Source organism: Faecalibacterium sp. I4-3-84, from assembly GCF_023347255.1.
GTDB lineage: Bacteria > Bacillota > Clostridia > Oscillospirales > Ruminococcaceae > Faecalibacterium > Faecalibacterium taiwanense.
This window is the reverse complement of sequence record NZ_CP094466.1, coordinates 1655094-1670257: the sequence shown is the minus strand read 5'-3', so window position 1 is coordinate 1670257 and position 15164 is coordinate 1655094. Positions and strand designations below refer to the sequence as shown.

The 15164-nt window shown below is 57.9% G+C and carries 13 protein-coding genes; 11 read left to right on the top strand and 2 right to left on the bottom strand.

Features of this window, described 5'->3' with window-relative positions; all coding sequences use genetic code 11:
* Positions 1-219: 219 nt before the first annotated feature.
* Positions 220-4164, bottom strand: coding sequence for an efflux RND transporter permease subunit (locus MTP41_RS08225; protein WP_249235296.1), 3945 nt, complete (start codon positions 4162-4164; stop codon positions 220-222).
* A gap of 413 nt (positions 4165-4577) precedes the next feature.
* On the opposite strand from MTP41_RS08225, the gene MTP41_RS08220 reads away from it, so the two are divergent.
* The 8 genes from MTP41_RS08220 to MTP41_RS08185 all read left to right on the top strand — a co-directional run bounded on the left by MTP41_RS08220 (position 4578) and on the right by MTP41_RS08185 (position 11487).
* Positions 4578-5531, top strand: a complete 954-nt coding sequence (locus MTP41_RS08220; protein WP_120020790.1) for a PSP1 domain-containing protein — start codon at positions 4578-4580, stop codon at positions 5529-5531.
* A 286-nt stretch (positions 5532-5817) separates the two neighbouring features.
* Positions 5818-5985, top strand: coding sequence for a DUF362 domain-containing protein (locus MTP41_RS08215; RefSeq protein ID WP_005937576.1), 168 nt, complete (start codon positions 5818-5820; stop codon positions 5983-5985).
* A gap of 141 nt (positions 5986-6126) precedes the next feature.
* Positions 6127-6801: a tRNA1(Val) (adenine(37)-N6)-methyltransferase gene (locus tag MTP41_RS08210; RefSeq protein ID WP_249235295.1), complete on the top strand. Its 675-nt coding sequence runs from the start codon at positions 6127-6129 to the stop codon at positions 6799-6801.
* A 3-nt stretch (positions 6802-6804) separates the two neighbouring features.
* Positions 6805-7662, top strand: coding sequence for a 16S rRNA (cytidine(1402)-2'-O)-methyltransferase (gene rsmI, locus MTP41_RS08205; protein ID WP_249235294.1), 858 nt, complete (start codon positions 6805-6807; stop codon positions 7660-7662).
* A 40-nt stretch (positions 7663-7702) separates the two neighbouring features.
* Entirely contained in the window at positions 7703-8194 is a 492-nt protein-coding gene (locus MTP41_RS08200) for a YfcE family phosphodiesterase (RefSeq protein ID WP_120020793.1), read from the top strand.
* Positions 8191-8958: a biotin--[acetyl-CoA-carboxylase] ligase gene (locus tag MTP41_RS08195; protein WP_118529175.1), complete on the top strand. Its 768-nt coding sequence runs from the start codon at positions 8191-8193 to the stop codon at positions 8956-8958. The genes MTP41_RS08200 and MTP41_RS08195 overlap by 4 nt, the downstream gene beginning before the upstream one ends.
* 286 nt (positions 8959-9244) lie before the next feature.
* On the top strand, positions 9245-11134 hold the full coding sequence (locus MTP41_RS08190) for an OPT family oligopeptide transporter (protein WP_249235293.1): 1890 nt from the start codon (positions 9245-9247) through the stop codon (positions 11132-11134).
* Complete coding sequence (locus tag MTP41_RS08185; protein ID WP_249235292.1) at positions 11134-11487, top strand: PqqD family protein; 354 nt, start codon at positions 11134-11136, stop codon at positions 11485-11487. The genes MTP41_RS08190 and MTP41_RS08185 overlap by 1 nt, the downstream gene beginning before the upstream one ends.
* A gap of 119 nt (positions 11488-11606) precedes the next feature.
* Here the strand turns inward: MTP41_RS08185 and MTP41_RS08180 are convergent, their stop codons facing one another.
* Positions 11607-12890, bottom strand: a complete 1284-nt coding sequence (locus MTP41_RS08180; protein WP_249235291.1) for a D-alanyl-D-alanine carboxypeptidase family protein — start codon at positions 12888-12890, stop codon at positions 11607-11609.
* A gap of 153 nt (positions 12891-13043) precedes the next feature.
* On the opposite strand from MTP41_RS08180, the gene MTP41_RS08175 reads away from it, so the two are divergent.
* From MTP41_RS08175 to MTP41_RS08165, 3 genes are all read left to right on the top strand, one after another.
* Positions 13044-13562 (top strand): gamma carbonic anhydrase family protein, encoded by a 519-nt coding sequence (locus tag MTP41_RS08175; RefSeq protein ID WP_249235290.1) that lies wholly within the window; start codon positions 13044-13046, stop codon positions 13560-13562.
* Positions 13563-13627: 65 nt separating this feature from the next.
* Positions 13628-14170: a twin-arginine translocation signal domain-containing protein gene (locus tag MTP41_RS08170; RefSeq protein WP_097776800.1), complete on the top strand. Its 543-nt coding sequence runs from the start codon at positions 13628-13630 to the stop codon at positions 14168-14170.
* Between the two features lie 372 nt (positions 14171-14542).
* Positions 14543-15121, top strand: coding sequence for a twin-arginine translocation signal domain-containing protein (locus MTP41_RS08165; protein ID WP_249235289.1), 579 nt, complete (start codon positions 14543-14545; stop codon positions 15119-15121).
* Positions 15122-15164: the final 43 nt, after the last annotated feature.

The following is a 15164-nucleotide window of genomic DNA, read 5'->3' as shown; positions in this document are numbered from 1 at the left end:
AAAATCCAAGCCGCTCCGCTAAATGATTTTTTGTGTTACGCCGATTTTGAGTCGCTGCGCGACGGCGATAAGCCGACAGCAGCAGCTGCCGTTTCCCGTTACGACCCTTTCCGTGAAAACATAATGCCGGGCGGTCCGCAGACCGCCCGGCATTGCTCTGTTCTAAAATGATCCTTCCGCCGAAGATGCCCAGCAAGACGTGGAGGGCCTTCTGAATCGTCAGGCTTCCGGCCGTGCCGTGCCCGCAGACTTCTGCGCCGCAATGAACTCGGCTGCATCGTCCGGGATGTCGTCCAGATCATCGTCGCTGCCAACATCCACGTTGAGCGGCGGCTTCTTGAACAGGATATCGTACAGCACCGGAACGATATACAGGGTCATCAGGGTGGCGTAGCTCAGGCCGCAGATGATGACGATGGCCATGCCGCTCATCAGCTGGCTTGCCATATCGCCGCTGAACACCAGCTGCAGCATGGCCAGCACGGTGGTCAGGGTGGTCATGAGGATGGGGCGCATACGGGTCTTGCCGGTAGCCACCAGCGCAGCGCGGCGCTCCATGCCGCCAATGCGCAGCTGGTTTGCATAGTCCACGAACACGATGCCGTTGTTGACAACCGTGCCCATCAGCACGATGAAGCCCATCAAGGAGATCATGGTGAGCTGCTGGCCGGTGATCAGCAGGCCCAGCAGGCCGCCGGTAAAGGCCAGCGGCACCGTGAACAGCACGATGAAGGGGGACAGCAGGCTCTGGAACTGTGCCACCATGACCAGATATACAAAGGGCAGGGCCAGAGCCATCCACTGCACCATTTCGTTCACCATGTAGTCGGTGCTCTCGGTCTCGCCGCCCAGCGTGACGCTGCAGCTCTCCGGCATTTCGCCGCTGGCTGCGTACTCGTCCAGCTTCTTCTGCAGCACGCGGGACTGCACCATGGTGTTGTAGCCATCCAGCGTATCCGCCGTCACAGTGACATACTCGGTCTGGTTCTCGCTGGTAATGGCATCCGGTGCGGTGCCGGTGGTCCAGCTGGCGATATCGTTCAAGGTGCAGGTACCATTGGTCACTGTGCCGTCTGCCGACATTTCGGTGGTCTCAAAGGTAAGCTCCATCATGTTTTCCTTGGTGACGGGGTCCAGATTATTGGTGATCTTCACCTCCATGGTGGTGCCGTTCACCGTGACGGGGGTCTGGGCCGTGGCGGTGGTGGTGAGCTTTGCCGCGATCTGCTGGTACACCTGCGCAACGGTCAGGCCGTAGGCGCGCACCTTGTCGCGGTCCACCTTCAGGATGATGGTGGCATCGCCGCTGCCAAGGCCGTTGTCCGCATTGGCAAAGCCCTCGGTATCGTTGACGATCTCCATTACCTTCTCGGAAACGGTGGTCAGCGTTTCCGGATCCTTGCCGTAGACCTTGACCGACAGGCCGGTGGCCAGCTGGCTGGTCAGATCATCGGTCATGCCGTACAGCTTGACCTCAGCGGTGCAGTTCTCGATCTGGGACACTGCATCCTCCATGGCCTGCCGGGTCTTTTCCACCTCACGGGAGGAAAGGCTCTCGCTCATCATGACGTTGATCTTGTATCTGCCGTAGGCATTGGCGGAGTTCAGGATATCAGTGATGGCAGTGGGCAGGCCCAGCTGGCTGATATCCAGACCGGCCATGCTGGTGTCGAGGGTGATGCCCACCTCTTCCACATTTTCCACATTCAGGGCCGCCTGTGCCACCTGACCCGCAATGGCATAGGATTCCTCCTTGGTCAGGCCGTCAGCGGTGGACAGGGTGATCTGCGCCTCGTTGCTGGTGATGCTGGGCAGCAGCTCCACGCCCATGTTCAGCACCTGCCAGCCGCTGAACACCAGCAGCACCACCGCCGCGATCAGGGGCAGGGCACGGTGCTGCAGGCACCATTCCAAACTATGGGCATACTTTTCCTGCACCTTTTCAAACCAGGCAAGGCGCTTGGGTTCAGCTTTTTTCAGCACAGTAGAGGATGCCGCCGGGACCACCGTGAGCGCCACGATGAGGGAGGCCATCAGGCAGTAACCGATGCACAGGGACATGGGCATCATCAGGCTGCGCACAATGCTGGCCGAGAACACCACCGGCAGGAACACGCACACCGAGGTAAGGGTGGAGGCCACCACCGACATGCCCACCTGTTTTGTGCCCTGCACGGCAGCGCGGGCCGCAGGCACGCCGCGGCTGCGCAGACGGTAGACGTTCTCAATGACGACCACCGAGTTATCCACCAGCATACCAATGCCGAGGGAAAGGCCGGCCAGGGTCATCACGTTCAGGTCCAGCCCGGTAAAGTACATGAGCACCACCGCGAACAGAACGGAAAGCGGGATGCTGATGCCGACCACGAGGGTGGGCTTGATATCCTTCAGGAAGATGGCCAGCACGATGATGGCCAGTGCAGCGCCCACCACCATGCTGGTGAGGATGCTGTTGATGACGATGGTGATGTAGTTGCCCTGATTGGACAGCACCACCATGTGCAGGCCGTCGTATTGTTTTTCCAGCTCTTTAAATGCGGTCAGGCAGTTGTCGGAGACCTCGCCTGCGCTGGAAGTCGCATTCTTATAGATTTTGAGGATGGATGCCTTTTCGCCGTTCAGGCGGGTGTAGCTGTCGGCGGAGTTATCAATGACCTCCACATCCGCCACATCAGAAAGGCGCACGTCGCCGTAGCCCTCCACATGCAGCAGCAGGGCACCGCTGATATCCTTCACACTGTCGTACTCTTCGCCGACTTTCAGCAGCCAGGACTCGCCGTCCTTATCCTGCACGTAACCGGCCGGCATGGAGAAGTTCTGGGCATAGATGAGCTGCGCCAGCGTTTCAATGTCCAGCTGCTTTGTCACATCGGCCTGTGCCAGAGCGTTGGTCTTGGCCGTCTCGTACTCTGCCTTGGCGGCCTCCAGCTGCTTTTCGTACTCGTTCAGCATTTCACGCGCTTCGGTGAACTGCATATAGGCGTTGAGCTGCTGCTGGGAGAAGCTGCCCAGTGCGCCGGAGAACTCGGTCATCAGCTGGGGCACATTGTCCATGGCCTTGATAGTGCTTTCCAGCGTGTTATAGACCACATTCAGGCTTTCCTGCAGCTGCATCTCATTGGCAAGATCCTCTGCGGTGCTGCCTTCGGAGCCGGTCTCGGTGTTCACGCGCTCCTGCAGCTTCTGCAGGGCGGTAGTGAGCTTATCGGTAATGGTGCGCAGCTCAGCCACAATATCGATCAGAGAGTCGATATCTCGCATACCGGTCTCGTTGAACTTGTCCATGACCTTCTGCAGACCGTCGCGCACTTCGATCAGGGCCTGCTGGATCTCAGGCTCCTTGACCACAGCGATCAGGCTGTTCACGCTCTCCAGAAGAGCCTGCGCCTGCGCGCGCACCGTTTCCACTGCGGCACCCACCTCGGTGCTCATCTGGCTCATGACCGAGTTGGACACCGTATTGCCAAAGTTTTTCAGCTGCTTTTCGTATTCCTTGCGTCCGGCAGTGATCTGCGCCTCGGCGCTTTCCAGCTGGGAGCGGGCTGCAGCCAGCTGGGTATCGATCAGTTCCAGCAGCTTTGCGTTGATCCCGTCGATCTTATCCTGATTGAGCTGCACCTGCACCAGCTTTTCCACCAGACCGCTGGACGAAACGCTGGACACACCGCCCTTGCGCTGCACTTCCGGCACAAGGGTGTTCTGGATAAACTCAGAAAGCTCGTACTGGTCGGCACCTTCGCGGCTGACAGCCACCGTCATGAAAGCGTTCATGTTCAGGCTGTACTCAATGATGGAGGGGGTCAGACAGGTGCTGGGCAGGTCGCTTTTGGCCTGATCCAGCTTGTTGGACACCTTGACCAGCGCGCTGTTCATATCCGTATCCTCGGCAAACTCCATCAGCAGCAGGCTGTAGTTTTCTGCCGATGTTGCGGTGATCTTGGACACGCCCGGCACTGTGAGCGAGTTCTGCAGCACATCCGAGACCTCGCTCTCCACGCGCTCCGGGCTTGCGCCGGGATACACGGTGACCACCATCAGATACGGTGTGTTCACGTTGGGCAGCAAGTTCGTATCCATCTTTGTGACCGCCACAAAGCCCAGAATCAGGATCATGACCACTGCAACCAGCACCGTAAACGGCTTTTTGACACTGAATTTTTCCATTTTCTCCTACCGTTTCTCTGCCTTGCCGCAAAGCAGGACAGCTGCTTTCCCTGCGGGAAAGGCTACACTTCAACATTTTTATTATACACGCAAGCCCCCGCCTTGCAAGAGCGGGGTGGGATTCTTTTGCGATTCTTTAGATACTTTCGCAAGATTTTAACATTTGCCGTTCCATTTTTCCATTTTTCGGCTGCGGGTGCGACCAAATTCGGTCAGTCTTCCTTTATGGATACGCGGCAGCCGGGCAGATTGTTGCACCTTTTTAAAATTTTTCTGCTGAAGCGCCAGAGCCGCTTTTTGTTTTTTGCGTGGAAATGTGCATTTGAATATGTTATACTAGAGTACAGAATGGATCAGCAGGCTCTTTTTCGGGCCTTATCCTATAGATTCGACCGATAAAAACGAGGAACACTATGAAAAAAGTCATTTCCGTCCGTTTCAAAGAGAACGGCAAAAGCTATTATTTTGATCCCGCCGGGGCCGACATCAAAACCGGCGAATACGTGATCGTGGAGACCGCCCGCGGCATTGAGTGCGGCGAGGTGGTGCAGGGCGTGAGGGAGATCGCCGATGCGGCAGTGCCCAAGGCCCTCAAGCCCATTACCCGCATGGCCGACAGCGTGGATATCCGCCGGATGCGCCAGAACCGTGAGGACGAAAAGCGCGCCTACCGCACCTGTCAGGAGTGCATTGCCCGCCACGGCCTGGAAATGAAGCTTGTGGAGGCCGAGTATACCCTGGACCGCTCCAAGATCATGTTCTACTTTACCGCCGATGGCCGCGTGGACTTCCGCGAGCTGGTCAAGGATCTGGCCGGTATCTTCCACACCCGCATCGAGCTGCGCCAGATCGGCGTGCGCGACGAAAGCAAGATGATCGGCGGCCTTGGCATCTGCGGCCAGCCCTTCTGCTGCAGCCGCTTTTTAAAGGACTTCCAGCCCGTCTCCATCAAGATGGCCAAGGAGCAGGGCCTTTCGCTGAACCCCACCAAGATCAGCGGTGCCTGCGGCCGGCTGATGTGCTGCCTTGCCTATGAGGAGAGCGCCTACGAGTACCTGAACAGCATCATGCCCATGGTGGGCAGCACCGTGCGCACGCCGGACGGTCTTGGCACCGTGCTGGAGGTGAACCCGGTCTCCGGCTACCTGCGGGTGCGCTGCGGCACCGAAAGCCTTTCGCCCCGTTACTATAAGGTGGGCGTGTGCGAATATATCAGCGGCGGCAAGCGTGCGCCCCGCCGCCCGGACCCGGACGACGATTACTCCGGCGTGCGCAACCCGGCCCCGGTGGTGGCTTCCTCCGACGATGGCGAAAAGCGCTGCGCGGGCGGTGGCTGCGCCCGGAAGCGCGCTGCCGAAAAGGAGTGAGGGCCGCGCCGGCGGCTCTGAGGGGTTAGTCTGCCAAAACTAACTGTTCTTCGTGATTTTTGCCAAAAAACTCCTGCAAATTTGGCCATAAGTTAGCCTGTGCTTTTGTGCAACCCAACAAAAAACAGACTTTTGTGTTTTTCGGGTCACGGTTAGTCTTGCCTTTTCTCACCTGCTTTGTTAAAATGCAGGCAAGGATATGATTTCCGGAGAGACATGCACAGCCGTGCCATACATGACTCTTCATACAATACTTCGGGCACGGAGATAAAAAGGAGAGTTTATTATGGCACACAAGGTTTCTGACGCATGTGTTGGCTGCGGCGCTTGCGAGGGCGCTTGCCCGGTTGGCGCTATCACCGTTGATGGTGTTGCTTCTGTGAACGCAGACGCTTGCATCGACTGCGGCGCTTGCGAGGGTGCTTGCCCCACCGGTGCTATCACTGCTGAATAATTTTAGCAGCTGCACAAAAAACGCATCAAAAGCAGCAGGCCTGTCCAAAGCAGGTCTGCTGCTTTTTTGTTTTGCAGTAATTCGCACAAATTCCCCGAGCAATTCCACGCATTTTTTTGAGAGGGTACGGCACACTTATCTATGGAACATTCTACCGAAGTCTTGTATAATAGAACTATGGTTTATTGCTCGCCGGAGCATCGTTTCGGCTCCGACGCGCTGCTGCTGGCCCGTTTCTGTGAGCCAAAGCGTGCCCAGAAGGCCGCAGACCTGTGCTCCGGCTGCGGCATCGTGGCGCTGGAATGGCACGACAGGGGCCACCGCGGCCCCTGCATGGGGCTGGAGCTGCAGCCCGAGGGCAGCGCTCTGCTTTCCGCTGCGGTGCAGGAGCAGGACATCGGGCACATTGAGCCTGTCTGTGCCGACCTGCGCGCTTTTCGGCAGGGCGATGGAAGTTTTGACGTGTGTGCGTGCAATCCGCCCTATTTCACGGATGGCCCCCAAAGCCAAAACGCAGCCCACGCCCTTGCCCGGCACGAGAACACCTGCACACTGGACGATGTGTGCCAGTGTGCGTTCCGCCTTTTGAAGGATGGCGGGCGTTTTGCGCTGTGCCACCGGCCGGAACGGCTGGCGGAGGTGCTGGCGGTGCTGCGGGCTTCCCGGCTGGAGCCGAAACGTCTTGCCTTTGTAAAGAACAAGGCGGACGGCGCGCCATGGCTCTTCCTTGTGGAAGCGCAGAAGAACCGCAAGACCGGCCTGCGGGTGGAGCCGGATGTGTTGATCAGCGCCGGTGCGGCGTTATATGGGAGGTAAACTATGGCAGGAACTCTTTATATCGTGGCAACGCCCATCGGCAATCTGGACGATATGCCGCCGCGCGTAGCGGCCACCTTTGGCGCGGCCGACTTTATTGCCGCCGAGGACACCCGTGTGACCATGAAGCTGCTGAACTTTCTGGGCCTGAAAAAGCCCATGGTCAGCTACTATGAGCACGCCCTGCAGAAGGGTGAGGGCATCCTGCGCCGCATTGAAGCAGGCGAGAGCTGTGCCCTGTGCAGTGATGCAGGCATGCCCTGCGTCTCCGACCCGGGCGAGGTGATCGTGCGGGACGCACTGGCCCGGGGCATCAAAGTGGTGCCGGTGCCGGCGGCTTCCGCCTGCGTCACAGCGCTGGCCGTGTCCGGGCAGGACACCTCCCGCTGGGTGTTCGAGGGCTTTCTGCCCGTGAACCGCAAGCAGAAAAAGGAACGCCTTGCTGAGCTTTTGCAGGAAAAGCGCACCACCATCTTTTACGAAGCGCCCCACAAGCTGCGCACCACGCTGGACGATCTGGCCAATGCCTTTGGCGCAGACCGCAGCATCACCCTGTGCCGGGAGCTGACAAAGCTGCACGAGGATATCTGGAAGACTACCCTCGGCGAGGCGGTGGAGCACTACAAGACCAACGAGCCGCGCGGCGAGTATGTGCTGGTGATGGCCGGTGCGCCGGAGACCGTCGACCCGGAGCAGGAGCTGACGCTGGAGCAGGCAGCGCATCGGGCGCTGGAGCTGACCGGGCAGGGCTTTGGCCCCACCGCCGCAGCCAAGGCGGCGGCACAGGGTACACCTTATTCTAAAAGCGAAGTGTACAAGCAGCTGCTGGTATTGCAACAGGGCCAGCAGGCTGGTGAATGACAGCATCTCAGGTAAATGGTAATAGAGGAGGACCCCTTTTGTGACAAAACTTCTGGTTTTGAGCGACAGCCACGGTGGACGTGCCGCCATTGAGCGCGTGCTGATGAAAGAGAGCAAAAGCATCGATGCCCTGATCTTTCTGGGCGACGGCCTGCGGGATCTGGAACTGGCTCTGACGCAGTACCCCAAGCTGCGGGCCTACTCGGTGGCGGGCAACTGCGATTACGGCGCACTGGAACCCACCGACGGCCTTGCCGCCTTTGACGGCGTGGTGATCTTTTACACCCACGGTCATATGTACGGTGTAAAATACGATCTGGATACGCTGGCAGATGCCGCATCTGCCCGGGGTGCCGAGGTGGCCCTGTTCGGCCACACCCACATCCCCCATGCAGAGGCCCGCAGCGGGGTGTTCCTGTTCAACCCCGGCTCCTGCGGCCGGTGTTACACCGGGCCGGACACCTACGGCATCCTGACGCTGGACGAAGGCAAAGTGATCACATACGAACACAAAGAGGTACCCAAACAATGAGCATCAATGAGGTGCGCTATCTGCCGGAATGCGGCAGCACCAACGCTTACGCCAAAGAACATTTTGAGGAGTTCGGCCCGGTGGGCGCGGTGTATACCGAGAACCAGACCGCCGGCCGGGGCCGTCTGGGCCGCAGCTGGGTGAACGCCGAGGGCAAGGCCCTGTATTATACAGCAGCCATCCGGGAACCGCTGGCCCAGCCTGCCACCCTGCCGCTGCTGGCAAGCCTTGCCGTGCGCACCCAGCTCAAACTGCGCTACGGCGTGGACTGCCAGATCAAGTGGCCCAACGACCTTCTGCTCAATGGCAAAAAGGTCGTGGGCATCCTGTGCGAGAGCGTGAGCTACGGCTACCAGCAGCAGGGCAGGGGCATTTTGTGCGGCATCGGCATCAATCTGGCCCAGCCGCAGAGCTACTTTGATGCCGCCGGTCTGCCCAACGGCACCTCGCTGGCGCTGCAGGGCGCAAAGGTGGATCTTTCCACCGACCCCGCATGGCTGGCCGAGGGCCTGACCGACTTTGGCTTTGACCGCAACATGTATGTGTTTGCCCGCGATGGCTTTGCACCCTTCCGGGAGGAATACAAAGCCGCCTGCGTCAATCTGGGCCGCCGGGTCACTTTTGACCTGCCGGACGGCGGGCAGGGTGCCGGTGAAGCTGTCGATGTGGACGAAGAGGGCCGTCTGGTGGTGCGCACCGACAGCGGCGAAGTGCACGTTTTTACCGGCGAAGTATCGGTGCACGGCATCTACGGGGCCGTCTGAGTTTTATAGAACTGTACGCTCCACGCAGACAGTTTTAAGTCTGCATGGAGTTTCTTTGCACATTTTTGCTCGATTTTTCCGCAAAACGCTTGAATTCACGAACTTTTTGTGAATTTGTTGTGTACATTTCCAGTTGCCAATTCAGCCATACTTTAGTATAATAGAGTACGTGCCAGCGTATCCTTTGTTGGATAGGATGCGCGTGTTTTAGGAAATAGGAAAACGGACAGCACAAGCGCCATGCCCCAAAAAGCAAGGCACTTGTGCTGTCGCAAGGAGAGCAAGCATGAAAGATCAAGAATCCTTCAAGCCGTATATTCCTGCGGAAAAGATCACCGCGGAAATGACGGCGACCTCTGTGATCATGGGCATCATCCTGTCCGTGGTCTTCGGCGCTGCAAACGCCTATCTGGGCCTGCGCGTCGGCATGACTGTTTCTGCCTCTATCCCGGCAGCAGTCATTTCCATGGGCGTGATCCGCGTCCTGCTCAAAAAGAACTCCATTCTGGAGAGCAACATGGTGCAGACCATCGGTTCCGCAGGCGAGAGCCTGGCCGCCGGTGCCATCTTCACCATGCCCGCACTGTTCCTGTGGGCAAAAGAGGGCCTGTGCGACAAGCCCAGCATCCTGGAGATCACCCTGATCGCCCTGTGCGGCGGCATTCTGGGCGTTCTGTTCATGGTGCCCCTGCGCAATGCCCTGATCGTCAAGGAACACGCCACCCTGCTGTACCCGGAAGGCACCGCCTGTGCAGACGTTCTGCTGGCCGGTGAAGAGGGCGGTGCAAACGCCTCCACCGTGTTCTCCGGCATGGGTCTGGCAGCCATCTTCAAGTTCATCGTGGATGGCCTGAAGATGATCCCCGCCGACATTGCCGTGGCCTTCAGCTCCTTCAAGGGTGCTCTGGGCATGGAAGTGTACCCCGCTCTGCTGGGCGTGGGCTACATCGTCGGCCCCAAGACCGCTTCCTACATGTTCGCCGGTTCTCTGGTGGGCTGGATGGTCATTATCCCGCTGATCTGCCTGTTCGGCGCGAACATCTCCCTGTACCCGGCAGCAGCCGGCACCACCATTGCTGATCTGTATGCAGCAGGCGGTGCAGACGCTATCTGGTCCAACTACGTCAAGTATATCGGCGCAGGCGCCATTGCTACCGGTGGTATTATTTCGCTGATCAAGAGTCTGCCTCTGATCGTATCCACCTTCCGCGACGCCATGAAGAGCATGAAGGGCGGCAGCGCTTCCGGCACCTCCCGCACCGATAAGGACATGCCCATGCCCTTTATTCTGGGCGGCATCCTGCTCATCATCCTCATCATCTGGCTGGCTCCGGCCATCCCCGTCAGCCCGCTGGGTGCTCTGCTGATCGTCATCTTCGGCTTCTTCTTCTCCACCGTCTCTGCACGTATGGTCGGCATGATCGGCAGCTCCAACAACCCGGTCTCCGGCATGACCATTGCCACCCTGCTGATCGCTACCATGATCCTGAAGGCCACCGGCAACGTTGGCATCGAGGGTATGATCGGCTCCATGGCCATCGCCTCTGTCATCTGCATCTGTGCTGCCATTGCTGCGGATACCTCTCAGGACCTGAAGACCGGCTACCTGCTGGGTGCGACCCCGGTCAAGCAGCAGATCGGTGAGCTGATCGGCGTGATTGCCGCCGGTCTGGCCATCGGTGGTGTGCTGTACCTGCTGGACAGCGCATGGGGCTACGGCGGTGCCGAGGTCCCCGCACCGCAGGCTACCCTGATGAAGATGATCGTCGAGGGCATCATGGGCGGCAACCTGCCCTGGAACCTGGTGTTCACCGGTGTGTTCCTTGCCATTGCTCTGGAGGTCCTGCGCATCCCCGTGATGCCCTTTGCCATCGGCCTGTATCTGCCCATCTACCTGAACACCTCCATCATGATCGGTGGTGCGGTGCGCTGGTTCATGGACAGCCGCAAGAATGTTGACGCGAAGCTCAAGGAAGAGCAGACCACCCGCGGCACCCTGTTCTGTGCCGGTATGATCGCAGGCGAGGGCCTTGTGGGCATCCTGCTGGCTGTGTTTGCCGTGTTCGGCATCAGCACTGCCCTGAGCATTGATCTGGGCAACATTGGCGGCGTGGTTCTGATGATCGTGATGATCGCATGCCTGCTGGCCTTCTCCATGAAGAAAAAGAAGAACTGATGAGTAAGAAAAAGCAGTCCATCAACTATCTGGACCTCATTCCGCAGCGGGCGGAAACCCTGCGCTGGCACACAGACGAAGCCACCGGCCTTATCACCCTTGAGGTGGAGAACACCGGTGTGTTCAATACGATCGCGCAAAAAGTGTTCCATAAACCGCGCACCACACAGGTGCATCTGGACGAGACCGGCAGCTATCTCTGGCCGCTGATCGACGGCCAGAAGACCGTTGCACAGCTTGCTGACTGCATGAAGCAGCAGTTTGGTGAAAAAGCTGAACCGCTGTACCCGCGCATCATCAAGTATTTCCAGATCGTGGAATCTTACCACTTCATCCAGTTTCTGAACAAGTAAGCAAAAGCGGCACATCGGGCCTTTGTGCAAGGCTCCGAGTGCCGCTTTTTGCTGTTCTTTATTGTTTTTTGCAGTTTGCCGTGGTATTCTGTAATCGCCGCATCTGCGGCCACGGCATTTTATCTGCGGCGCTTTCTTCTTTTAAGGTTCAGTGAACCGCCGCCGGCCGCAAGCGTGAGCACCATCATTGCAAACAGGATGAGCACCAGTGCGCACAGCAGAAGCACTGTCGCCTTCATGTCGGTGCGGAAATCGGAGACATACTCCTTGTGGGTCACAAGGTCTACCGTGCCCACCTCGTAGCCATCCAGATAAACAGTGGCCGAGCCGATCACACTGCCGCTTTTGACGGTAGCGGAAACACTTTCCGGCAGGTCGAAGGAGTAGGTAACGATATCGTCTGCGTGGCCGTAGCCGCTGACCGGCGCAGCGGCATACAGCGCCACCGCCGGTTCGGTGCGGCACTTGGTCAGCGCCACGGTGGTGAGCTCGGTCTGGGTATCCACCAGCGGACGGTCCGCAAAGCTCTCAAAGGCCCAGTCGAACAGATCATCGCACTCGGCAAAGAGGTGGTCCGGCGTATCGCAGCCAAGGATCACCAGCCCGTAGGTGTGTCCGTCCTTTTCCGCAAAGGCCACGATGCAGCGGCCTGCCAGCGTGGTAAAGCCGCCCTTGACCCACCGGACATACTCCCGGTAGTTGGCGCTCTCGCTGTTCATCAGGCTGTTGGAGCTGCTGATGGTGTGCTCAGCCTTGCGGAGGTTAGTGGCCGGCAGGACATAGCTGGCGGTGCCCGCCACCTGTGCAAAGGTCTGGTTTGCCGCACAGGCGGCGGCGATCTTTGCCAGATCCTGCGCGGTGGACACGTTGCCGTAGTCAAACAGGCCGTGGGCACAGGTAAAGTTCGTGCCGGTGCAGCCCAGCTCCTCAGCACGGGCGTTCATCTGCTTGACGAAATCCAGCACGCTGCCGCCCACATCGTATGCAATGACGCTGGCTGCGTCGTTGGCGCTGACGATGAGCATGGCGTTCAGCAGGTCGATGCGGCGCACCGTCTCGCCGATGCGCAGGCCCATGGTGGTGCCGTTGGCGTTCTGGATATCCCGGAACTCCTGGGTCAGGGCGGTGGGCACGGTCACTTCACCGTTCAGATCCTTGCCGCTTTCCAGCAGCAGCAGGACCGTCATGAGCTTGGTCAGGCTGGCAACATACTGCTGCTGGTCAGCATTCTGGTTCAGGATGGTCTTGCCGGTGTCGGCGTTGAACAGGTACACCGCCTCGGTCTCGCTGACGGTCTGGATGGGCATGGGATATACCGCAAGGCCCGGCAGTGCAGCAGCAGCGGCCAGTGCCAGCGTGAGCACCAGCGCCGTCATGCGGCGGAAGATGGTGTTTTTGAACATGAGCGTGCCCCCTTGTATCTGCTTGCCGACGCACGGCAAAAATTTTTGTTTTGAAACAGCTCCTACTTGCCGGAAAGGCTCTGGCTTGCTATACTACTTTAAAGAATACCATAAACCAGCCAAAAGAGAAAGAGAGAAAGGCGGTTTTTAACAATGTTTCTGTCCTTTTGTGGAAAAGTTCCCCGCGACGAGGGGGCTGCTTTTGTTGCGCCCAACGCCACCGTGCAGGGAGATGTGATCCTGAAAGCCGGTTCCACGGTGTGGTACGGGGCCGTGCTGCGCGGCGACGACGGCACTTTGACCATTGGCGAAAACTCCAACGTGCAGGATAACGCCGTGCTGCACTGTGATGTGGGCGGTGCTGTAATGCTGGGCAAAAGCGTCACCGTGGGCCACAGTGCGCTGGTGCACGGGTGCACGGTAGGGGACGGCAGCCTGATCGGAATGCACGCCACCCTGCTCAACCACTGTGTCGTGGGCAAAAACTGCATCATCGGCGCGGGTGCGCTGGTGCCGGAGGGCATGGTGATCCCGGATAACTCGGTGGCTGTGGGCGTGCCCGCAAGGGTCATCAAGCAGGTGAGCCCCGCACAGGCCGAGGCCAACCTGCACAACGCCGCCCACTATGTGGAGCACGGCAGAGTGCACGCAGCACAGTGCAAAATGGATTGACCCCCGTTTTTAGCCATGGTATACTGTACAAAAAGCCCTTGTTTTGGGGGCAGGAGGTAAAAAACATGAAAAATCTTTCAAGACGCGCATTCCTTAAGCTTTCCGGCGCAGCACTGCTTGCGGCAGGGCTCACCGGCACCCTGACCGCCTGCGGCGGCACAGGCAGCATTGACATCCCCGGCACTGTGAACGGCATCGGATACGTAAGCGGAAGCGCAAACCGCACGATCCTTGGCACGCAGGAATACGGCACCATCCATGTGGTCAAGGTGGTTGTCACCCTGAAAAACGTCAGCAGCCGTGCCGTCACCCTGACCGCCGACAACTTCCCGGCTGAGATCGACCATTCTGCTGCATCGCCCATCTACTTTGGCTTTGCGGACAACGCCAGCGGCGACAGCTGGTGGACCCAGAAGGACTACGAATTGCAGCCGAACGAAGAAAAGACCTTTGTGCTGATCTACCGCATCAGCGAGAGTGCCTACAACAGCTGGTTCAAGCAGGTTCATACTGTCAGCCTCACCTTTACCAGCGGCCACCAGAAGGTGACCGGCAGCTACTCCTCCGAGACCGGTGAGCTGGTGGTGGGCGAAGTAGAAAAGGCATAAGGGAAAAACTGCGATTCAGATTGACACTTTGCACCTTATCTACTATAGTGAAAGTGACAGTCTGCCGCATTCTGGAATACCAGAATTTTTGTACACCGCGCTGTTTGGTTTTTATCATTGGGGGAATTTTGTAAAAAGTTCATTGTGGGATGTTTTTTCACAGAAATGTAATGACTTTTCACTTAAAATCGGGTATACTATATCCTGCGGGGAGACGGGGCCGCAACCGTCTTTCCGCACATGATTCCTCCTCACACCAAAGCAATACCCCAAACAGAAACTCCCTCCGGTGTACCGCAAGCGCCGGAGGGAGTTTCTGTTTGCATCAGCTTTTGTATTTTATGATTTCCTGCAATCAAAGGAGAGATTTTTATGTCTGAACTGATCACCCGCCGTACTTTTTTAAAGGCCACTGGTGCCGCCGCACTGGTCGCTGCCGCCGGCAGTATGCTGGTTGGCTGCGGCGAAGGTTATGGTGCAACCCCCGGCAACCCGACCCTGCCCACCATTGACACTCTCAATTACAAGGGACTTTCCAGTTATTCCGTTGGCATGGGCACATTCAGCGGCACTTTTGAATCAAATTCTGTGTATGAACGTGACGGATGTCGTCACTATTATCTCTACACCGCCCTTGGTTTTCAGAGTGTAGATACTTCTTTTTCTCTCAGCAAAAACCAGATCACTTTTACATTTAAGAAAGGCAATATCTCCAAAAACGCCCGCAGCCTTGACAACTTCGTTATTGACAGTGCCACACAGAAATATAAATACTTTGAAACTGTACCGATCAATACCGGTAACTCTGTTATTCCTCTCTATGTTGATCTTGGCTCTATCTACGATGTGGACATCTCTCATGTCGGCCCCTTTGATGTCACCTACACGGATGGCTCCAATAAGGTCACCTTCTCTTACAGTTCGCCCCTTGACACTCCCACGATCAAATAATTTACAATTTAAAATCCCGGCAGATTTACATGTCTGCCGGGAT

Bases quoted from the DNA above. Each gene is read 5' to 3' on its own strand.
- MTP41_RS08225 (WP_249235296.1), bottom strand. From the start codon at position 4,164: ATGGAAAAATTCAGTGTCAAAAAGCCGTTTACGGTGCTGGTTGCAGTG.
- MTP41_RS08220 (WP_120020790.1), top strand. From the start codon at position 4,578: ATGAAAAAAGTCATTTCCGTCCGTTTCAAAGAGAACGGCAAAAGCTAT.
- MTP41_RS08215 (WP_005937576.1), top strand. From the start codon at position 5,818: ATGGCACACAAGGTTTCTGACGCATGTGTTGGCTGCGGCGCTTGCGAG.
- MTP41_RS08210 (WP_249235295.1), top strand. From the start codon at position 6,127: ATGGAACATTCTACCGAAGTCTTGTATAATAGAACTATGGTTTATTGC.
- rsmI (WP_249235294.1), top strand. From the start codon at position 6,805: ATGGCAGGAACTCTTTATATCGTGGCAACGCCCATCGGCAATCTGGAC.
- MTP41_RS08195 (WP_118529175.1), top strand. From the start codon at position 8,191: ATGAGCATCAATGAGGTGCGCTATCTGCCGGAATGCGGCAGCACCAAC.
- MTP41_RS08190 (WP_249235293.1), top strand. From the start codon at position 9,245: ATGAAAGATCAAGAATCCTTCAAGCCGTATATTCCTGCGGAAAAGATC.
- MTP41_RS08185 (WP_249235292.1), top strand. From the start codon at position 11,134: ATGAGTAAGAAAAAGCAGTCCATCAACTATCTGGACCTCATTCCGCAG.
- MTP41_RS08180 (WP_249235291.1), bottom strand. From the start codon at position 12,890: ATGTTCAAAAACACCATCTTCCGCCGCATGACGGCGCTGGTGCTCACG.
- MTP41_RS08175 (WP_249235290.1), top strand. From the start codon at position 13,044: ATGTTTCTGTCCTTTTGTGGAAAAGTTCCCCGCGACGAGGGGGCTGCT.
- MTP41_RS08170 (WP_097776800.1), top strand. From the start codon at position 13,628: ATGAAAAATCTTTCAAGACGCGCATTCCTTAAGCTTTCCGGCGCAGCA.
- MTP41_RS08165 (WP_249235289.1), top strand. From the start codon at position 14,543: ATGTCTGAACTGATCACCCGCCGTACTTTTTTAAAGGCCACTGGTGCC.